This is a genomic window from Sivoneniella epilithica UHCC 1019, from assembly GCF_040830845.1.
GTDB lineage: Bacteria > Cyanobacteriota > Cyanobacteriia > Leptolyngbyales > Leptolyngbyaceae > ULC077BIN1.
The window spans coordinates 33,510-52,022 of sequence record NZ_JBFPDP010000008.1 but is presented as its reverse complement, the minus strand read 5'-3'; the positions used below and the strand labels follow the sequence as shown (position 1 = coordinate 52,022).

17 protein-coding genes are annotated in these 18,513 nt (G+C 50.4%); all 17 read left to right on the top strand.

The window, feature by feature from the left end:
* Positions 1-930 precede the first annotated feature (930 nt).
* From AB3R30_RS07310 to AB3R30_RS07230, 17 genes are read left to right on the top strand one after another with little or no spacing between them, the layout of a single operon-like run.
* Complete coding sequence (locus AB3R30_RS07310) at positions 931-1,509, top strand: DUF4255 domain-containing protein (protein WP_458648503.1); 579 nt, start codon at positions 931-933, stop codon at positions 1,507-1,509.
* Entirely contained in the window at positions 1,509-2,312 is an 804-nt protein-coding gene (locus tag AB3R30_RS07305) for a hypothetical protein (RefSeq protein ID WP_458648502.1), read from the top strand. The genes AB3R30_RS07310 and AB3R30_RS07305 overlap by 1 nt, the downstream gene beginning before the upstream one ends.
* 43 nt (positions 2,313-2,355) lie before the next feature.
* Positions 2,356-4,143: a phage tail sheath family protein gene (locus AB3R30_RS07300; RefSeq protein WP_458648501.1), complete on the top strand. Its 1,788-nt coding sequence runs from the start codon at positions 2,356-2,358 to the stop codon at positions 4,141-4,143.
* Positions 4,144-4,199: 56 nt separating this feature from the next.
* Positions 4,200-4,640, top strand: a complete 441-nt coding sequence (locus tag AB3R30_RS07295) for a phage tail protein (protein WP_458648500.1) — start codon at positions 4,200-4,202, stop codon at positions 4,638-4,640.
* Between the two features lie 32 nt (positions 4,641-4,672).
* Positions 4,673-6,220, top strand: a complete 1,548-nt coding sequence (locus tag AB3R30_RS07290) for a hypothetical protein (protein WP_458648499.1) — start codon at positions 4,673-4,675, stop codon at positions 6,218-6,220.
* Between the two features lie 27 nt (positions 6,221-6,247).
* Positions 6,248-6,757, top strand: coding sequence for a phage tail protein (locus AB3R30_RS07285; RefSeq protein ID WP_458648498.1), 510 nt, complete (start codon positions 6,248-6,250; stop codon positions 6,755-6,757).
* A 2-nt stretch (positions 6,758-6,759) separates the two neighbouring features.
* Positions 6,760-7,806, top strand: a complete 1,047-nt coding sequence (locus AB3R30_RS07280) for a CIS tube protein (RefSeq protein WP_458648497.1) — start codon at positions 6,760-6,762, stop codon at positions 7,804-7,806.
* 2 nt (positions 7,807-7,808) lie between these two features.
* Positions 7,809-7,973 carry a hypothetical protein gene (locus tag AB3R30_RS07275; protein WP_458648496.1) on the top strand — a complete coding sequence of 55 codons (165 nt, stop codon included), beginning with the start codon at positions 7,809-7,811 and terminating at the stop codon, positions 7,971-7,973.
* 25 nt (positions 7,974-7,998) lie between these two features.
* Positions 7,999-9,087, top strand: a complete 1,089-nt coding sequence (locus AB3R30_RS07270; RefSeq protein WP_458648495.1) for a phage late control D family protein — start codon at positions 7,999-8,001, stop codon at positions 9,085-9,087.
* Between the two features lie 43 nt (positions 9,088-9,130).
* Positions 9,131-9,820, top strand: coding sequence for a phage baseplate assembly protein V (locus tag AB3R30_RS07265; RefSeq protein WP_458648494.1), 690 nt, complete (start codon positions 9,131-9,133; stop codon positions 9,818-9,820).
* Positions 9,814-11,565 carry a hypothetical protein gene (locus AB3R30_RS07260; RefSeq protein ID WP_458648493.1) on the top strand — a complete coding sequence of 584 codons (1,752 nt, stop codon included), beginning with the start codon at positions 9,814-9,816 and terminating at the stop codon, positions 11,563-11,565. Before AB3R30_RS07265 ends, AB3R30_RS07260 begins: the two co-directional genes overlap by 7 nt.
* A gap of 31 nt (positions 11,566-11,596) precedes the next feature.
* Complete coding sequence (locus tag AB3R30_RS07255) at positions 11,597-11,986, top strand: GPW/gp25 family protein (protein ID WP_458648492.1); 390 nt, start codon at positions 11,597-11,599, stop codon at positions 11,984-11,986.
* Positions 11,987-11,997: 11 nt separating this feature from the next.
* Positions 11,998-14,310: a putative baseplate assembly protein gene (locus tag AB3R30_RS07250; RefSeq protein ID WP_458648491.1), complete on the top strand. Its 2,313-nt coding sequence runs from the start codon at positions 11,998-12,000 to the stop codon at positions 14,308-14,310.
* Positions 14,311-16,944: a phage tail protein gene (locus tag AB3R30_RS07245; RefSeq protein WP_458648490.1), complete on the top strand. Its 2,634-nt coding sequence runs from the start codon at positions 14,311-14,313 to the stop codon at positions 16,942-16,944. It abuts the gene before it with no gap.
* 36 nt (positions 16,945-16,980) lie between these two features.
* A complete protein-coding gene (locus tag AB3R30_RS07240; RefSeq protein WP_458648489.1) occupies positions 16,981-17,361 on the top strand; it encodes a hypothetical protein in 381 nt (126 codons plus the stop codon).
* Between the two features lie 22 nt (positions 17,362-17,383).
* Positions 17,384-17,551 carry a hypothetical protein gene (locus AB3R30_RS07235; protein WP_458648488.1) on the top strand — a complete coding sequence of 56 codons (168 nt, stop codon included), beginning with the start codon at positions 17,384-17,386 and terminating at the stop codon, positions 17,549-17,551.
* A gap of 2 nt (positions 17,552-17,553) precedes the next feature.
* Positions 17,554-18,504, top strand: a complete 951-nt coding sequence (locus AB3R30_RS07230; protein WP_458648487.1) for a hypothetical protein — start codon at positions 17,554-17,556, stop codon at positions 18,502-18,504.
* The last annotated feature ends 9 nt before the right edge of the window (positions 18,505-18,513 follow it).

Genomic DNA, 18,513 nt, shown 5'->3' with positions numbered 1-18,513 from the left:
CTAAAAACTCCGCAAGATCTTCCTAGAACCTGACCTATTAAGTTTTTTAAGCTATCAACAGAATCTACATAACATCCCAAATTCAGGTATTTATGCGAGTTTTGATCAGTATGTAAGATCCCAATTCGGGCAGATATGCTTACTTTTTATCCGCATAAGATCGAAGTTTGCACACTTTGAAAAGACAGGGCTATTACGAGACCGATTTGCGTGGTTCGCGATATGAAACTGTGGGAGCAGGGTATACCTTTATTCTTTAAGGGAGATAAATAATGGGGATTCAAGAAGGTTGGAAGTGGTGTAACAAGTGTCAAGTTATTTCTTTTGCTGGGGATTCTTCACTTGGTAGATGCTCTGCTGATGGTCAACACGATTACAATGGAAGCGGAAATTATACGCTCAGACACGATGACTCTACTGTGGACTTGCAAAGACGCATCTTCAGCGTGTGCTCACCGTTCTAGCGATGAACTTGGCTCAGATTGTGTCTTGGCTTAAGGGAGAGCCATTACTTAAACTTCGGGTGTCACGTTTTGCAGCACTAGCACCGACATGAGATACCCATACCACACTCGCCAACAGCAACCATCCCTATACAAAGGTGAACAGCGAAGTGAATCTTTGCTTCATCCGACTGATGCTCAAACGGCTAGCGGTCAATTAAATACCAAAGGGGTTTTATAGAAATTTCAAGAGCGAGTTGTTAACTTCACCCTAAAGAGTGAGTGACGATAGTCCAATACTGTAGCTACCTTGAGAAGCAGTACTGTATCAGTTTGGCAAATGAGATAAATAGTACTGTTCTTCAATGCCTAGGTAAACCCACTATTGATTTCTGTGAAATTCATTGCATTGCAAAGGGCTGTATAGCGACATAGTGGTCAGTGTATTGACAGTTTGGCTTAGCTCCATCATCAATGTTTTACTTTCATGGCAAATTTTCGCGCCATTCATGCAGTTGGTGAATCATTAAGGAGCTACCTGCGTAATATATATCCTACCGATCTTCCGACTTTTGATATCCAGCTGATTTCTAGTAGCAAACTTGCAGGAACTGAGGAATTAAGTAACGCTTTAACTTTATTGTTGCACCGAGTTACTACTAATGAGCATCTACGCAATAGCCAGTTAGGTAATGGAAATGGACTGTCTGCTCGAAAAACTCCCCTTGCATTGGATCTGCATTACTTAATGACTGTGTGGGCAGATAATGCAGCCGATGAGCAAATTGTATTGGCTTGGGCAATGCAACAGCTTCATCAGTATTCTTGTTTTGATGCATCGTCTCTGTCGCCAGAAGCAGGTTGGGGAACAGGAGAAACGATCGAACTGGTTCTGGTCGATTTGAGTAGTGAGGAAATCATGCGAATTTGGGATCGTTTGAAGCCTTCGTACCATTTGAGTGTGGCATATGTTGCTAGAGCCGTGCGGATTGATCCCGGACATCAGGAGGATGCCCTTCCAGTTGTAGCGACCCGCTTTGCTTGGCAAGCACAGGAGGAAGGGTGATGCTGGTTCAGTCCATTGATCGCAGTGTGTTGGGAACTGTGCGGTTTCTAGATGCAATTACAGGAATTCCGATTCGCGATCGTCTATCAGTCACGGCACCCGGAATACGCTTGATTCGCAATCGCAGCGGTGATTTTGTGATAGCCGATGTTCTCGGCAATCCAAATTTACAGGCGTATTGTTCGACCTTTGTTCATCCTACGGGAACACCTGATTTAGAATTAGAAAGCGTTTCAATTCAATTACAAGTAGTCGATCCAACGCTTCGATATCTCCCCCGTCAGCGAATTATTCGTCTGCCTCGTAATTCTAATCCTGCTACTGAAAATTCCTTGTTTCAACCCGTTGCAGTGCAGTTGTATCGTTCACCCATTGCTCAAACTGCACCGGGATGGGGGGTTCTTCGCGCCACTGTCGTGAATCAGTCGAGCAATGAGCGATTGCCCTGGGCGTTGATTCGAGTGGTGCAGAGCAGTCCTGCGAACATCACGCTTGCCCAAGCTGATTGGCGTGGTGAAGCACTGATTGCAGTACCAGGAATTCCGATCCGAGTTTCTGCCACCGGAACTGACTCTGTGTTAACCAACGAAGTCAACGTCACGTTGGAGGTGTTGTTCGATCGAGAATTGCAGCCCATTTCTGCTACTGCTGATCTGTCGTCACTTACTGATCCAAATCCGAACTATGTTCCAGATCCTGATTATTTAGAAGCCACAAAGGCGAGTATTCGCTCTGGAAGCCTGACTTATTCGTTGGCTTCTGGTCGCGATCGCTCTGCCACTCTAGCCGTTTCGTTGTCCTGAGTCATTGTCTGCCATACCTTTTGTTAGTTAAGGAGAAACGACTGTGCCTGAATATCTTGCTCCCGGTGTCTATGTTGAAGAAACCAGCTTTCGCTCCAAATCGATTGAGGGAGTTGGCACTAGTACGACTGCCTTTGTCGGTCTAACCCTGAAAGGTCCGGCTGGGATCACACCCGATTTGCTGACCAGTTTCAGTGATTTTGAGCGGGTCTACGGTGGACTCAACGACATCAATGGCAAACCGAATTACATCGCTCATTCTGTACGAGCTTATTTCGACAATGGCGGTTCCCGTTTATATGTCTCACGAGTTCTTGCCAGTGGTGCGGAGGCTAGGTCAGACAATTTACTGCCTAGTGGCGAGAAAAAAACCACAGCGTTGTTCAAGTCGCGCTTTGAAGGGGAAGGCGGAAATGGCAAAATCAGCCTAATTCAAAAGGAATCTCCAACCAGTAAACAAACCTTGGGTAATGCTCCGGTTGGCAGCATTCTGCAAGTCAAAGAGACAGAAAAGGGGACAGAAAAGAAGTATTTTCTGAAACAAGCTGATACCAAACAGTTGGATGACTGGAAGGCAGGCGACACTGCTTTGAACCAGAATGATTTAAACCCTCCTTTGCCCTCCGGTGTTTCGCCCCTGCCGCCACTCCCACTTCCACCGACTCTGGATCTGATTACAGTCACAGTCGTCGTTCGTGATCCAAACGGCACCGAAGTCATTTACGACGATCTGGGGTTAGATGCTCGCCATCCTCGCTATATTGGCACTGCTTTGGCGATGTCTCCCCAGCGGCGATCGGACTTTATCAGCAATCCGTTTGCCCTTGTGATCAATCCAGGCGATCCAACTGCTCCAAGCAGTACAAGCGTCAATGCGCTTGAGTTGCGAGCGGCAATCTTTGGCGCTACTTCTCTGCGAGAGATCACCCTAACGGGAGGCACCAACGGGAGCGATCCCACTGTGGGTGGTTACAAGTCTGCCTTACAGGCTCTGGAAGCGTTAGAGGATGTCGCGATCGTCGCAGCTCCGGGACATTCTGCCTATTCAGAAGAGCTGTTTTTAGCCGTTCAGCAAGAACTACTCAATCATGTATCGCGGCGAAAAGCGTATCGTGTGGCAATCCTGGATACGCCTAAAGATGCAAATTTAACCCAAGCTAAAGCTGTGCGAAGTCGGATTGATTCAACCTACGCCGCCCTTTATTATCCCTGGGTTGTAGTGGCGAATCCGCTAGCAAAACCAGGAGATGTCGCGCATTCTGAGTTAGCACTTCCGCCTTCGGGGTTTGTTGCTGGTATCTATGCCCGCAATGATGTGGAACGGGGGGTTTATAAAGCGCCGGCTAATGAGATTGTCCGGGGTGCTTTGCGGTTTGAAACCGACATTAATTTTGCTCAACAGGAAGTCTTGAATCCGCTTGGTATTAACTGTTTGCGTTTCTTCTCTGGTCGCGGCTATCGCGTCTGGGGTGCCCGGACTGTGAGTTCTGATCCGGAGTGGAAATATATCAACGTGCGGCGCTATTTCGTCTATTTAGAAGCTTCTATTGATCGCAACACGCAATGGGCAGTCTTTGAACCCAACGGAATGAGTTTATGGACAAATATTCGCGACACAATTTCTGCATTCTTGTACAACGAATGGCTATCGGGGGCACTGCTTGGCAGTACTCCTCAAGAAGCCTTTTTTGTGCGGTGCGATCGCTCCACGATGACCCAAAACGATTTAGACAATGGGCGGCTGATTTGTCTGATCGGCGTTGCCGTGATTAAGCCCGCTGAGTTTGTCATTTTCCGAATTGGTCAAACCACTGTAGAAGCGCGGAGTTAAGAGACTTTCACAGACACAGCCTGTAACCCAGCAATTATTCATACAGGAGACGACTAATGGCAGCACGAGATTATCCATACGGGGCGTTCAACTTTCGGGTGGAAATTGGTTCGGGGGAAACAATGGGAGGCTTCTCAGATGTTTCGGGGCTCAATACTGAAATCACGATCGCCGAGTATCGCAATGGCAACGAAAAAGAAAATCACGTTCGCAAAGTGCCAGGAATGCATAAGGTTGGAGATGTCACTCTCAAACGCGGCATTATCGACTCGAAAGGTTTGTGGGAATGGATCAAAGAAACTCGCCGCAATGGTTACACCACTAAAAAAGAGGTAAAAATTGTGCTGCGCGATGAAGCAGGCGCAGATGTGCAAGCTTGGAAATTGCGCGGTGCCACCCCAATAAAATATACCGGACCTACGCTTGCTGGAAAGGGTGGGAGTGATGTGGCGATGGAAGAATTGGTGCTGTCTGCGGAAGCGATCGAGATTGAATAACCCGTTGCTGCTTTTATCTGAGATTCACCTGCATGAACCGTCTCGTCTTTGAAACTCAATCGGTTGTGCTGTCCAGTGACCCGAATCGCACTGATGTTGCGTGCTTTATTGGGTTCGTGGGCAGGCGAAACACTCCCTTGCCAGCCAACGTGCGTCGCTGGTTGGAACAGGGATGGGCAGGGGCGGATCTAGATGCTCTGCTAAACATTCCTGTCTTGATCGATCGCTGGGATCTGTTTGATCAACTGTTCGCCTGGGATCAACGGAATTACAACAATCAGGGATTACAAGGCGCAACTTATTTGGGGGCAGCCGTGCGATCGTTCTTTGCTCAGGGAGGCAGCAGGTGTTATGTGGTGCGGGTCGGCGACCCGTGGACTGCCAAGACTGAGCGGGTTGATCGCCTGGCACAAATCAAAAAGCTAATTCCAGGCTATCCAGAGCGTTTAGAGGTTGCGGCGATCGATCGCCGCAGTTGGGCAGGAATTGGACATTTATTTGGTTTGCCGGATGTTTCATTTGTTTGTTTGCCTGATCTACCAGATGCCGTGCAAGTGCAAATGCCTCCCGTTGAAGAACCAGAAATTGCTGCCCTTGAGCAGTTTGTTGAATGTTCTGAACTCGCAGCACCCCCGCTTAAAAATCGGGTAGCTCTCTCCTTGCAGGTGCCGCAGTGTGATGCAGCCGGATATGCAGATTGGGCGAGAGCCGTGCATCTTGTGGCTGAATTGCTGGTGCAGTCGCATCGCAGTACACCTTCTTTACGAGAAGTGCAGTTGGTCGTTGCGGTTCCGCTACCAATTCCTGGGGTTGCAGTAGAACGAAATTTACTAGCATCAATGACTGGGGCAAATCCCCCCCTCGCAAATCATCCTCGCGATCATCAAGATGGAATTGCCAGCGCATTTGTCCAACTTGTCTATCCTTGGGTGCAAACACCGGGATCATTGAATCTCCCTCAACAGCTTGAAAGCCCTGATGGAGTGTTGGTTGGAATTCTTGCCCGCACTGCGATAACTCTTGGCAGCTTTCGCAGTGCTGCGAGTTCGCATCTTGCCGATGTGCAAATTCTCTCTCCGGTCCTGACTCGTGACCAACTGTATCAGCCCTACCTAGATCAGCCGACCGCTACGGCTGCACATCATAGCCTGATTGAAAGAGTTTCTCTGTTGGGTGCCACTCCGGCTGGGCTACGGCTCTTGTCGGATGTGACAACCAGCCTTAACGAAGAGTATCGGCTTGCCAGCGTCAATCGCTTGGTGGCGCTAATTCTTCGCACTGCCCGTCGTTTGGGTGAGGAATATGCCTTCAGCGCTTCTGGGGCAACCCTTTGGAGCCAGATGAAAACGAGTTTAGATCGTGTGCTGCTTGGTCTTTTTCAAGCAGGGGCACTGTGGGGAAAAACGGCTGCTGAAGCATTTCAAGTTCGCTGCGATCGCACCACGATGACGCAATCCGATCTGGACAATGGTCGAACGATCGCCACTGTGCAGTTTACAGCCGCAATGCCTATCGAACAAATTACCCTCACCCTTGCCATGAACGAGGGCGGACAGTTGTCTTTGTCTCGCGACCACTAATTTTTACTCAAATCACTGTTTATCCTCATGCCAGACCTACTTTATCCGCTACCAATGTTTCGCTTTTGGGTGGACTTCGATGAAGCCCGCCTCAGCGGCAGTAGCAATGCCTCGATTCCTCTCTGTGGAGGAGCATTTTCAGATTGCACTGGATTGGAAGCCACGATGGAGCCAAAAGTGATCAAAGAGGGGGGACGTAACTATGGAGCTGCCCAACGAGTTGGTACCGTAACCTTCGCCACCGTCATTCTCAAGCGTGGCATGACCACAAGTCGTGATTTGTGGAGATGGTTTGAAATAGCAAGCCTGCAAGGGGCTTACACCTATCGACTAACTGTCACGATTACCTTGTTTGATACCGCAGGAGATGGAGTTATGTCTTGGCAACTCGACAAAGCCTTGCCAGTTAAGTTCAAATCAGCCGATTTTAATGCCAAATCAACTGACATTGGAATTGAAGAGTTGCATCTCGCCCACGAAGGGTTGCGATTACTCGACATTCCCCGACGATTCTCTTTATCCGGCATTGGAGGGTAAGCATGACTGAAATTCAGCTTGCAAAGCTTACACCGCGATCGGGTAGTCGGTCTGCGATCGAAGTGCAGTTTAATCCAGTTTCTCTGGACTACAGCGTAACTAATTCACTAACGCCTAAAGCCGATAGTAAGACGCAGTACACGACTAAAACTAGCGCGAAGCTGTCGCTAGCTTTAGTTTTTGATACGACTGATTTAGGTCAGGATGTGCGATTGCGGACGCAGAAGATTGCTAACTTGATGAAACCAGATTCGGACAAGGCTCCGCCAGTGGTTGTATTTGAATGGGGGACATTCAAGTTTGAAGGCATGATCGATTCTTACAAGGAAACACTGGATTTCTTTGCCCCCAGTGGCGTTCCCCTGCGAGCAACGATTAATCTATCGTTTGCTGCACAAGATGAAGTTTTTGAAGGAGATCAAGACAACGCCAAAGAGCGCTCCAAAGATCCTCTAGTTATGAGTGTCTCCAGCGGAAACAGTCTTGCTGATATCACCTCTCTTGGTGGCAATCCTGCTGCTTTTCGCGCTTTGGCATCTGCTAATTTTCAAGAGACGATTCGGTTTCCCAGCGGCGCGATCGCGCTCGATGCCAGCATTCAACTTAATCCTCCAGTTGCCTTTGCCACCGGACAGGTGAGCATAGGGGCAGGGGTGGGATTGGGAGTCAGTGGTGGGATTACAGCCGGAATTAGTGGTGAAGCAGGCATTAGTGGTGGTATCGATGCCGGGATCAGTGGTGGTACAGGTATTGAGGGTGGTATTGGCATCAGCGGTGGCGCAGGAATTCGCGGCAATGACAGTTCAATCGCCCGTATAAGTGGCAGTTCGTTTGCAGGTTTGCGATCGCCTGTGCAATTGACGCGATCGCAAGTTCGGTTAAATACCAGACACCTGATTCAGTCCAGCGAGTCATTTAGCTATGCCACAGGTGCGGGAGCCAGTTTTCAGGTAGGCGGACAAGCGAGTAGCGAAGGTTCTGCCAGCCTGAGTGCTGATGTGGGGGGGGCTGCCAGTTTGCAAGGTCGTATTCAATTTAATGGAGGTTAGTGATGCCCGTTGTGTTTGATGAAGTGCAAGGCAGTGTTGTTGCAGATGAAGCGACTCCTTCTACTGAGCCACACCCGGACCCCCGACCGACTCAACCAGATCCCGAAAAACTGCATCACTGGCTCCGCCACCGCGATCGTCGAGCGGCTCGATTAAAAGCTGATTAAACCCTTCTCATTCACCTGTTGCCCTATGCCTGAAGCTCCTACTACAACCCTGGCAGTCTATAGCGCCCGTCCCACGGTGCAAATTAACTTGCAGTCCTACGCTAAGGTCAGCGAGTTGCTGATTGGGATGGAGATGGTCGAGCAAGAGGGGGGGCTGTCATCCTTAGAGTTGCGATTTAACAATATTGCTAGCGATCCAGAGGGAGGGGCAGGGCTGGCATTTGAAGACGATCGCATCCTTAAACTGGGAGCGGCGATTGCGGTCTATAGCGGTGATGAAATGGCTCCCCAAGAGATTTTTCGCGGCATGATTACTGGCTTGGAAGCAGAATTTTCAGCGGATGGCGCACCGACCTTGCTGGTGCTAGCAGAGGACAGCTTGCAGCAAGCACGCATGGCAAGACGCACCCAGATCTATGAAAATCCCTCTATTGCGGATCTTATTCGCCAACTTGCTCAACGACTGAGCCTGACCCCTATCATTACGGGCTTTACCGACGCGATTACTACTCAGGTGCAGATGGATGAAAGTGATTTGGCATTTTTGCGGCGAGTGCTAGCAAGGTATGACGGTGACCTGCAAGTGGTGGGGACGGAACTGCATGTTTCGCCGCGTGGAGAGGTTCGGCGTGGTAGCTTAGAACTGCATATTCATAGCCAACTGCGGCGAGTTCGTATTCTTGCTGACCTTGCCCATCAGGTAACTCAGATAACGGTAAGCGGTTGGAATCCAGAGCAGGGGCAACCATTTGCGGTGAGCAGCACGGGTGTTCATCGCGGTCCAGGAACTGGATGGATGGGTGCTCAGATTTTGGCAAATGCGGTTGGAAGTCGGTCGCATCATATTGCCCATCTCGCGGCAACAAGCGAAGCCGAAGCTCATGCGATCGCGGATGCAGCGTTTGATGCCCGCGCTCATCGCTTTGTCCAAGTTGAGGGTACGGCAGAAGGCAATCCGGCTTTGCGGGTGGGAACGCATGTTTCATTACTGGGAATGGGCGATCGCTTTGACAACAGTTACTACGTGACTCGCGTGTGTCATCGCTTCGATGGTATCCGTGGCTATGAAACAGATTTTGAGGCAGAGAGCGCCTTTTGGGGCGGTGGTAGGTAAAGGCTGAAATCACAATGCACAAATCATCGTTTGGAGTTGACGGATGCAATCAACACTTTTTGAAATTCCCACAGCAGGCACATTTAATAGTCATTATTTGGCAGAAGTGGTATCGGTAGACGATCCACTTAACTTAGCGAGGGTACAGGTGCGGCTCTTCAACTTCAACGGTGTAGACGATCAAAATGCCGCAATCTGGGCACGCGTGGCAGTTCCGTTTGCGGGTGCAAATCGCGGTGCCTTTCTGCTGCCCGACGTGGGTGATGAGGTATTAATCAATTTTGTGAATGGCGATCCACGTTTGCCGATCGTGGTGGGGAGCTTGTGGAATGGCAATGCCAAGGCACCAGAACGTTTGGGGGGCGATCGCGTTGATCGCTGGACGCTGGTCGGCAAAGCTGGAACCCGAATCGCGATCGTTGAGGAAAGTGCTGGAACTGCAACGATCTCGTTTGAAACACCAAACGGCGTTAGCGGCACATTGACCGATGCAGACGGAGGCAAGATGGAATTTCAAGCAGCAGGGACAATAATTACCGTCGATCCATCTGGTGTCTCAGTCCAGACACCCAGCAAGCTAACCGTGAGCGCGAGTCAGGCTGAGGTTACTGCGGGCATGGTAACGGTAAACGCTGCCTTGTCCCAATTTTCGGGTGTTGTGAAATGTGATGTGCTGCAAGCTACAACCGTTATTGCCAGCACTTATACTCCAGGAGCCGGAAACGTATGGTAATGCAGGTAAATGTACAGACAGAACCGAGAGTGCATCATGAGATTGTTTTACAGGGAGTTGGCAGCAGTCAACTGCAAGACAAACCCAATTCAGGATTTGCAGAGGGTCTCAAACCTGTGATTTTGAAGCGCACTGATCCCGATTTTATTGCTGGGATTTTGACAGAATTGGCAGGCGATCGCGGTGTTGCTGACCTGTCTGGGCAAATTCAACCTTCGCCAAATCAGGAATTGACGCTCCTCCAACCCGTACATCGCACCTTCTATGTTGCCATGTTGGAAGTAGTCTGTGATCCGCTTAGAAATCCTCATTTGCAATCGCGGCTCGATCCGCAAAAAATTGAGAGTGCTGGTTTAGTGGTAAGGCGCATATTTGAAAAAGATAAGGAAAAAGATGATTTACTAGAAAGCAACTTATCTCAAAGCAGCAGTTCGTCGAAAGAAGGTACATCTAAACCGATTCACATGGGCTGGCGACAGCAACGCATTTGGAACGACCAGCAGCGGAAATGGACGAGATCGCAGAGCTGGGTCGAGTTTGTTCCGCCCCTCTCAGAGAATGAAGATCTCGACCCTGACCCTAGCCGCCGACCTAGACAAACGGTTTTACATCCTGAGATTGATCGGTTTTCGCCAAAATTTTCAGAGACTGTGTCTTCATTATTTGTTGCACCGCCGGAAATCTGTACCAAGACTGGACGCACAATTTTGTATGGCTTAATTCCCGTAACTAGCTTCGAGGTGAGTGAATCCCCTCCGCTTCTTCCTAATCTAACTCTAGACAAGCAATATCAACTTGATCGCCTCATCAAAAGACTCTATTTACCCTACTACCTTCACCGAGGCAAATCTCGCCCTGAAACTAATGCAGGAAACCGGTTTATTGTAACTGCGGTAGATGCAATCTTGACCGATCAAAAACGGTTTACTGTAACTGCGGTAGATGCAATCTTGACCGATCAAAGCAGTGCTGAGAACCGTCACCTGACTAAGTTCATTACCTCGTTACAGCACTTAAAATTGCAGTTCAATGCGTTTGAGCAGGCTGACTTTCTGCTGTTGCTCAATCAGCTTTCGATCACAACTCAAACTGAGCAAGTTCAACCCTTGGGGGACTTTCTTCAGCAGGCAGCCCGCATTTTAGTCGATCGCGAAGAAGGAACCTTTGAAATGCCCCTGATGTGGTCGAAAGTATCATCCGCTCAGAGCCAAGCAATCGTGGAGATGATGCGATCGCAGTGGATGAACCACCTTGCCAAGATTACAGCAGGCGAAGGACGCTACGACGATTTAACCGCTCGATATCAAGTGCGAGCATTTGTCCGGGTCAAATCGCCAGATAGTTGTCCGCCTAAAATTACCTGGAGTGAATATAGCAACCCATTCACGATCGCTCCTTGGTACGCCAACAACCCCGATCTGCCGCCCGTCAGAATTACGCTGCCTGATGTTCTCGACGCTAAAGCGATCGCTGCCATTAAACCTAACGTTGCGTTTGCCGTACCGCCCAGGCTATTTAATTTTCTGCGAGATAATGATGACTTAAAAAAACTGCTTGACGGCAAGGGTAGCAATAGCGACGACAGCGGCTTTGACTGGATTTGCTCGTTCAATATCCCCATCATCACGCTATGTGCGTACATCGTTCTCAATCTCTTTCTCAAACTGTTTAACTTTGTGTTTTGGTGGTTGTTCTCGATCAAAATCTGTATTCCGGTTCCCAAAGGGATTTTCCCCAAGAAATAATGTTTCCCTCGTTATCACTAAATTCTTTCCTATGTTGCCTCCTCCCCTGCTCAGTTTTCCACTCTTGCCTGTCCCCGACGATCACGGACAACTCACGTATCCCACACTAGAAATTAGTGTGCGCCAGATCATCCAGGTGATTTTGCGAACGCGCCCCGGTGAGCAATTAATGCGTCCAGAGTTTGGTGCGGGGTTAGAAAACTTTTTGCATGAACCAAATACCCTAATGACGCGACGAAGAATTCGCGATCGCATCGCCGAGTCGCTTACTCGCTGGGAACCGCGCATTCTACTCGATCGTGTGGAAGTTGAAGAAGTACCTGATCAACCGGCTCATTTACGAGTGGGGATTTTGTACCGACTGCGACGATCAGGCGTTGTTCAAGAACTCGGGTTAACGATGCAGCTAGAAGATAACTAGAGGAATAGACAATGCCGATTCCCATTCCGTCGCTTGATGATCGCAACTTTGAAGACTTAGTTGAGGAGCTTATTGCCCGCATTCCGGCACATACCCCGGAGTGGACCAATCCCCGCTCAGGCGATCCGGGGCGGACGTTACTGGAACTGTTTGCCTGGTTGGGCGATACCCTGCTGTATCGCGCTAACTTGATTCCAGAGCGGCAACGATTAGCCTTTTTACGATTGTTGGGAGTACCCCTGCGTCCAGCGGTTCCAGCTCAGGGCATTGTCAGTTTGGCGATCAATGACACGATCACAACAGCCTCATCAACTCTACAACCCTATGTCACCATTAAGGGTTCGGTAAACTTTGAGACCCGCAGTGAAATTACCGTATTTCCCGTCACGGCGATTGCCTATCACAAAGCACCTCTTACCCACGCTGAACAAGCCAAGTATGCCAACGTGGTGACGGGTTTACAGCAAATTTATCAACTGCCACCAGGAGCCGCTGCCCCATACTTCACCAAACCTGTGTTTGCGAATGGACAACCAGACATCGCGGGATTTGATATTGTCCAAAAAACGTTAGATCACTCTCTCTGGGTGGCGTTACTTGCGCCAAAACTGGAATCGGATGTCGTTCGTCAAGTGCGGGAAACGTTGGGCACAAATCCTACAGGCGGGCAACCGCTGCTGAATGTGGGCGTTGTACCTACGATTGCCTTTGCAGATGAGTTTGAAGAGATTCGTTCCCGCATTCAGATTCCATTTGTTTGGGAAATCAGTACGGGTCGTACGATAGCTGGCAACCCCCAATATATACCGTTGCGGGTGGTGGCAGATTCGAGTGCAGGCTTGACTCGGCAAGGGGTGATGCGGCTAGCGCTGCCTGCTACCAGTCAGATTGGTGTTCCTAGCAATGACGTGCGAACTTCGGAAGGATTGATGGCAGGCACAGGCGACTCTCCCCCGCGTATTGATACGCCACAAATTGCTAATCGCCTAGTGGCATGGTTGCGCTTGCGTCCAACCCGGTTGGATACGCTCTCGCTCTCGCTCAGTTGGGTCGGCATCAACGCGGTCGAAATTGACCAGCGCCAAACCTTAACTGCACGAGTGATTGGAACGAGCGATGGCAGCGCAGATCAGGTCTTCGCGTTACCCGATACATCTGTTGAACTGGCGACGCTGCAAATTGAGGTGGAAGAACCGGATCAGGGCTGGCAACCGTGGAGCGCGATTGAGGATTTGGCACTAGCGGGACGGGAAATCACCAATGGTTCAGTTTACCAACCAGATAGTGAAGCCGGAACGATTCGATTTGGGGACAGTTTGCGGGGCAGAATTCCCGGAACAGGGCGGCGAATTCGGGTTGCCTTCATGAGATCGGGCGGCGGTACTAGCGGCAATTTACCCCCCGGACACTTAACCGAAGTGGCAACTGCCAAATTGCTAGACGGCAAACCACCCACCGCAAAACTCAAAGTTGTGCAACCGCTCGCCACTGATGGCGGCAGTGATGCAGAAACTCTAACAGAAGCCGAACGACGAATTCCAGATTTGTTTCGCCATCGTGATCGCGCTGTGACCGAAGACGATTATCGCCGATTGGTCGCGACTGCACCGGGGATTCGAGTCGGACGAGTTGAAATCTTGCCGCGCTTTAAGCCACAGCAGCGACGAATGGGCGTTCCCGGCGTGATTTCAGTTATGGTTTTGCCGCAGCAAGGCTCAACGGAACCGCCTAACCCCCGCCCCGATCGCCTGCTTTTAGAAACCATTCATGCCTACCTTGACAGTCGCCGCCCGTTGGCAACCGAACTTTATGTGATTGGCTGTGACTACCAACCTTTGGGAATTAGCGTGGCAGTGCAGATTCAGGATGGCTTTGGGCAGGACAGCGTTTTGGTAGACGTGCGAGAAGCCCTGCGTCGCTTCTTGTGGTCATTACCATCCGGAGGTTCTCAAGGCAAAGGCTGGCAATTGGGCAGAGCCGTATCTGATCGGGAATTAGAGGTAATTGTGGCGCGGGTGCCAGGAATCAGTACGGTTGAGGAACTGTATTTATTTCGGAAGCAGCAAGGACACGGTGACTGGCAGCTAATAAAGGCAAACGGCAAGGTTGCTAGCCTGACCCTGGCTCCATGGCAGCTACCGGAATTGCTAGCTGTGGTTGCAGTGGTGGGTTCAGCAGCCCCTAAAACCTTGGTTCCGTCCTCGACGGGAAATGGAACTTGGAATGGAACGGTTCCGGGTGCAAACGATGCAGGCGCAGGTGGCTCCGACAATGGAACCGGAACCACTAGCGTCGCGGTGCCTGTTGTGCCGGAGGTGTGCTAGATGGATGCGAACGGACTCCGGTTCTGGATGCTGACGCAGGCGGAACATTGGCAGATTGCGAGTGATTCACCCTCGTTGGTATATAACCGTGAGTGTGATCGTTTGCACCTTGCCAGTCGGCGACCTAGCAGACTTGCCTCACCTGCACCTAGTGGAGCGACTCCCGAATCTACCGCCCGCTCACGCTTGGAGCAAGTGCCTCAAACCCGCGATCGTTACGATACTCGAGCCTTTTGGGACGCAACAGCAAAGCAGATCAAAGCAACCGGGGCACTCCCGACTGCTATTCCAATTATAGGTTTGTCCACTGATGAGCGCCCGACTAGCTTAATAATGGGCTACGACGATGTGCTATACGGGGCGCTGGAAACCGGAGTGGTTCTACTGGTTGATCGGCGCGAACGCTGGCAGCCTTTTCGCCTGATTGCAGAAAACTTCCATCCTTGGCGATTAGCTGCCGACTCTTCTGGTGGTGTGTGGGTACTTGATCGTACCCGACATCTAATTGGACGTACCCAGGGATTGCCTCGTTCTCCTCATACCTTGATTGCGTCGCCATCTGATCAGTTTCGTACTTGCCCCGATGCGTTGACCGCTCCAAAACTTACGATATGGACTAAAGCGATATTGCCCGTTGGCGAAGAACCCGTGGCGATCGCATGCAGTCCTGATGGCGTTTTGGCAGTATTAACCTGGGTAGGGGAGCGATCCCAGATTCGTTGTCTGAATCAGTTTGGTGAATGGACAACCGCTGTCATTCTGGAAGATACACAGTTTGCTTACAGTTTGACTTGGGTAGACAATCAGCGCATCGCGGTTTTGTTGCCACACCTTACAACTGAAGCGCTAGTGTACGAAGTTGTTGAGTCAATCAACCAGTCCCTAGCTTCAATGCAGCAAGACGGGGTTTTATCGTCAGTATGGGTAAAGACGAAGCATCCTAGCGTTGCGGCGATCGGAGATTTTCATCCCCTGCGCGACTTTACTAACAGTGCGTTTGTTGCGGGTGTCACTCTGCCGCCGCACTATCTCGTACCAAAGGGTACTGCCCCGCTCTATCCCCTCTCCCTCCAAACGTTTGTAGAATCTGGGGAAACCCTGGGTGGATCTCAAGTCGGCGATCAGTGGTTGCCCATTGATAGCGGTAGTACGCAAACCGTTTGGCATCGTTTGTACCTAGAAGCCATAATTCCGCCTCATTGCGGCATCCAAATCTTCCTAGCGGCAACCGATAGTCACCAGATTGAAACGGTGCAGAACTGGTATGAACATCAGGTGGGGGAAACATTTGCAGCAGGGGATGGCACCACTCCACGCGCCGTTTGGATGTCCGCCACCTCAGAAGTGCCCTACCATCCTGGCTTACTCAATATGCCTCCAGATCCCCAAAAATCGGGACTGTTTACCGTGCTGATTCAACGAGCTAATCGGACGGTGAGATCGCTGCAAGGTCGCTATTTATGGGTGCGAGTGCGACTCACAGGAGATGGCAGCCATACTCCAGAACTAGCAGCACTGCGAGCGTATGGCTCTCGCTTTTCCTATCTGAATCAATACCTGCCGGAACTGTATCGCGAACAGGTGTTTGGCAGCGATCGCGATCAGGTTGGACGTAGTACCCCTGCCGATTTTCTCGAACGCTTCCTGGGCAATATTGAAGGCATTCTCACGCCGCTTGAAGACAAAATTGCCAGTGCTTACTTATTGAGCGATCCCCGGACTGCCCCCGAAGAGGTGCTGGAATGGTTGGGGAGTTGGATTGGGATTAGCTTTGATTCAGTTTATCCAGTTAATCGACGCAAGCAGTTGTTGCAAGCGGCTCCCACATTGTTCCGTAAAAGGGGCACGTTGGCAGGCTTAAAGTTGGCACTAGAACTAGCAACTGGTAGTATCTCCGGCGGTGAAATTGTGGTGCTGGAAAACTTTCGGCTGCGGCGCACTTTCGCCACAATTCTAGGGGCTGACTTGGCGAATGAAACCGATCCGCTGTTGGGCGGTCTTGTCATCAGCGGCAATTCTTACGTGGGTGACACGCTCATTTTAGGTGATGAAACGCACCGGGAATTTTTAGCACTGTTTTCTGCCGATTTACCAAACCGTCTGCTTCAGCGGGCTGCTCCTGCGACTCAGACACGAAGACCCAACGCAACCACGCAATCCACAACAGCAGCGATCGGCGAATTTTTTGATGAACTTGCCTATCGCGTCACTGTGTTTGTGCATCAGGAGGTGGAACCGCAAAATCTAGGTTTAATTCGACGGGTTGTGGAACTGGAAACGCCGGCGCATGTAGAAGCCCGAGTAGTAACAACCTCCCATCCCTTTTTAATTAGTGTGGCATCGCTAGTAGGTGTAGATACTTATTTAACCTCTGAAGTCAAACCTCGTGCAGTGAGAGTTGGACGTAGCCGCGTTGGACTAAATGATGTGATTCAGCGTCCTGCCAGTCTCGATCCTCGACTAGAGGGCGGCATCGATCCGGCAGTCTATAAGCAGCGATCGCCAACGGCTGACATTGCCGCTCCAACCGCGATCGCTCAAGGGCAGTCTTTCCAACTTGATGCCAGCACTTCTCAAGCTACAACAGGGAGGAATCTTACTCGTTATATCTGGAAGCTTATTCAACAACCGTGACCGTTTTTCTCACTCAGGTTTACCCAGGAGATCCCAATGGCAACTTTTAGCTTAAATACCCCTATCGAAACGATTGAGCCCAAAATTGAAGTTACGGTTGATCCCGCACAGCCCCTCGCGGCAGGCGTTTACCGCTTTCAACTCGTGGTCGTGGACGACAGCGGCAACGCGTCCGATCCTCAAGTTGTGGAAGTGGTAGTGAAGGATTTGCAACGTCCAACTGCTGTGATTGACGCGCCCCCTCAAGCTGAATTTGGCAAAAGTTTTACTCTGTCTGGTGAGCGCTCCACAGATCTCCCCCCTGGAAAGATCGCTAAGTATATCTGGCAAATGGTGCCGATTCCGCAGCGTCCAATCCCAGGTCCAATCCCAATTATTCGCCGTCCTCCAGTCTCGCCAACTCCACCCAATCCTTAACCTTATAAAGGACAAACCTGTCATGCCAACCTTTGCGCCCGATCAACTGATTGTTACTCAAACCCCCACTGTTGTTGTAGAAGCGGGTCTACAACCGGGTAAATACACGTTTCAACTAATCGTTGAAGACGAGGCAGGCAATCAAAGTGTCATCAGTGAAAAAGTTGTTGAAATTACAGCGCGGAGTTAAGGATGAGTAATCACAGTAATGGGTCAAACTCGCTACCAGAAATGGTCGATCCCCTGGTCGAATCCTCTGATACAGCATCGCCAGATCGTCTGTACTATGCCACTGGAGTGCTGCTCGATGCGGAAGATTTTCAAGCCGAGCAACTTTATCACCGTAGTCGGCTGGCGCGATCGCTGGCGTATTTACAGGGAGGCGGCACTCTAGCAGGGTTGCGTGTCCGATTTCAACCTGATCAACCTGCAACCACAGGCACCAATCCGCAGCCTGCCAAAGAGGAAGAGGTGATTGTGGAACCCGGTTTAGCCCTCGATCGCCTTGGTCGCCTCATTGAGGTTCCGAAACCATCTTGTATTCGGCTTAAACGTTGGCTCGTCAACCAGCGAAAGAACGCAAATAGTTTGAACGTTCACACGGAGGGCAGCAACCAATTTGTGATTGCCGATGTATTTCTCCGGTTTGTGCCACATGAACGGGGCAGAACGCCCGCGTTTGCGGCAGGTGCATTTGATGCCTTAGATGCCGTCGCGCCGTCGCGGATTCGCGATAGCTATGAATTGAAACTGATTTTGCGGCAGGAAGACCAGCCCCAACTGCCGCAACAACCGTGGCATATTCCCGATTCATCCGCTGCCAGCAGTCCCCCCAAGCCGCTATCAACGATCGCCAATTCTACAGAGCGATGGACTAAACTCCGCGACCTGATTTTCGATTCCTGGCAGTCTGGAACTCAACATTGGGAGCACGATAACCCAAACCGCTTACCTGAACAAGGCGACGAAAAAAGCCTAATTCATCCCACATCTCTGTTTCTTGCCCGCTTCAAAATTCCCGTTTCCCTCGATAGTTCCGGTAAACCCGTTCGCACTACTACCAGTCCTGAACTTAACAACGATGATCGCGTCTTTGTCTATACGACGGGCGCGATCTCAAGCTGGCTTGGCATTCATGTTTAAATTCACCCC

What these genes read in the sequence shown, in the direction of transcription:
- AB3R30_RS07255 (WP_458648492.1), top strand. Translation starts at nt 11,597, where the DNA reads ATGTTGCCTCCTCCCCTGCTCAGTTTTCCACTCTTGCCTGTCCCCGAC.
- AB3R30_RS07290 (WP_458648499.1), top strand. Translation starts at nt 4,673, where the DNA reads ATGAACCGTCTCGTCTTTGAAACTCAATCGGTTGTGCTGTCCAGTGAC.
- AB3R30_RS07275 (WP_458648496.1), top strand. Translation starts at nt 7,809, where the DNA reads ATGCCCGTTGTGTTTGATGAAGTGCAAGGCAGTGTTGTTGCAGATGAA.
- AB3R30_RS07280 (WP_458648497.1), top strand. Translation starts at nt 6,760, where the DNA reads ATGACTGAAATTCAGCTTGCAAAGCTTACACCGCGATCGGGTAGTCGG.
- AB3R30_RS07250 (WP_458648491.1), top strand. Translation starts at nt 11,998, where the DNA reads ATGCCGATTCCCATTCCGTCGCTTGATGATCGCAACTTTGAAGACTTA.
- AB3R30_RS07310 (WP_458648503.1), top strand. Translation starts at nt 931, where the DNA reads ATGGCAAATTTTCGCGCCATTCATGCAGTTGGTGAATCATTAAGGAGC.
- AB3R30_RS07270 (WP_458648495.1), top strand. Translation starts at nt 7,999, where the DNA reads ATGCCTGAAGCTCCTACTACAACCCTGGCAGTCTATAGCGCCCGTCCC.
- AB3R30_RS07260 (WP_458648493.1), top strand. Translation starts at nt 9,814, where the DNA reads ATGGTAATGCAGGTAAATGTACAGACAGAACCGAGAGTGCATCATGAG.
- AB3R30_RS07295 (WP_458648500.1), top strand. Translation starts at nt 4,200, where the DNA reads ATGGCAGCACGAGATTATCCATACGGGGCGTTCAACTTTCGGGTGGAA.
- AB3R30_RS07230 (WP_458648487.1), top strand. Translation starts at nt 17,554, where the DNA reads ATGAGTAATCACAGTAATGGGTCAAACTCGCTACCAGAAATGGTCGAT.
- AB3R30_RS07305 (WP_458648502.1), top strand. Translation starts at nt 1,509, where the DNA reads ATGCTGGTTCAGTCCATTGATCGCAGTGTGTTGGGAACTGTGCGGTTT.
- AB3R30_RS07265 (WP_458648494.1), top strand. Translation starts at nt 9,131, where the DNA reads ATGCAATCAACACTTTTTGAAATTCCCACAGCAGGCACATTTAATAGT.
- AB3R30_RS07245 (WP_458648490.1), top strand. Translation starts at nt 14,311, where the DNA reads ATGGATGCGAACGGACTCCGGTTCTGGATGCTGACGCAGGCGGAACAT.
- AB3R30_RS07240 (WP_458648489.1), top strand. Translation starts at nt 16,981, where the DNA reads ATGGCAACTTTTAGCTTAAATACCCCTATCGAAACGATTGAGCCCAAA.
- AB3R30_RS07285 (WP_458648498.1), top strand. Translation starts at nt 6,248, where the DNA reads ATGCCAGACCTACTTTATCCGCTACCAATGTTTCGCTTTTGGGTGGAC.
- AB3R30_RS07235 (WP_458648488.1), top strand. Translation starts at nt 17,384, where the DNA reads ATGCCAACCTTTGCGCCCGATCAACTGATTGTTACTCAAACCCCCACT.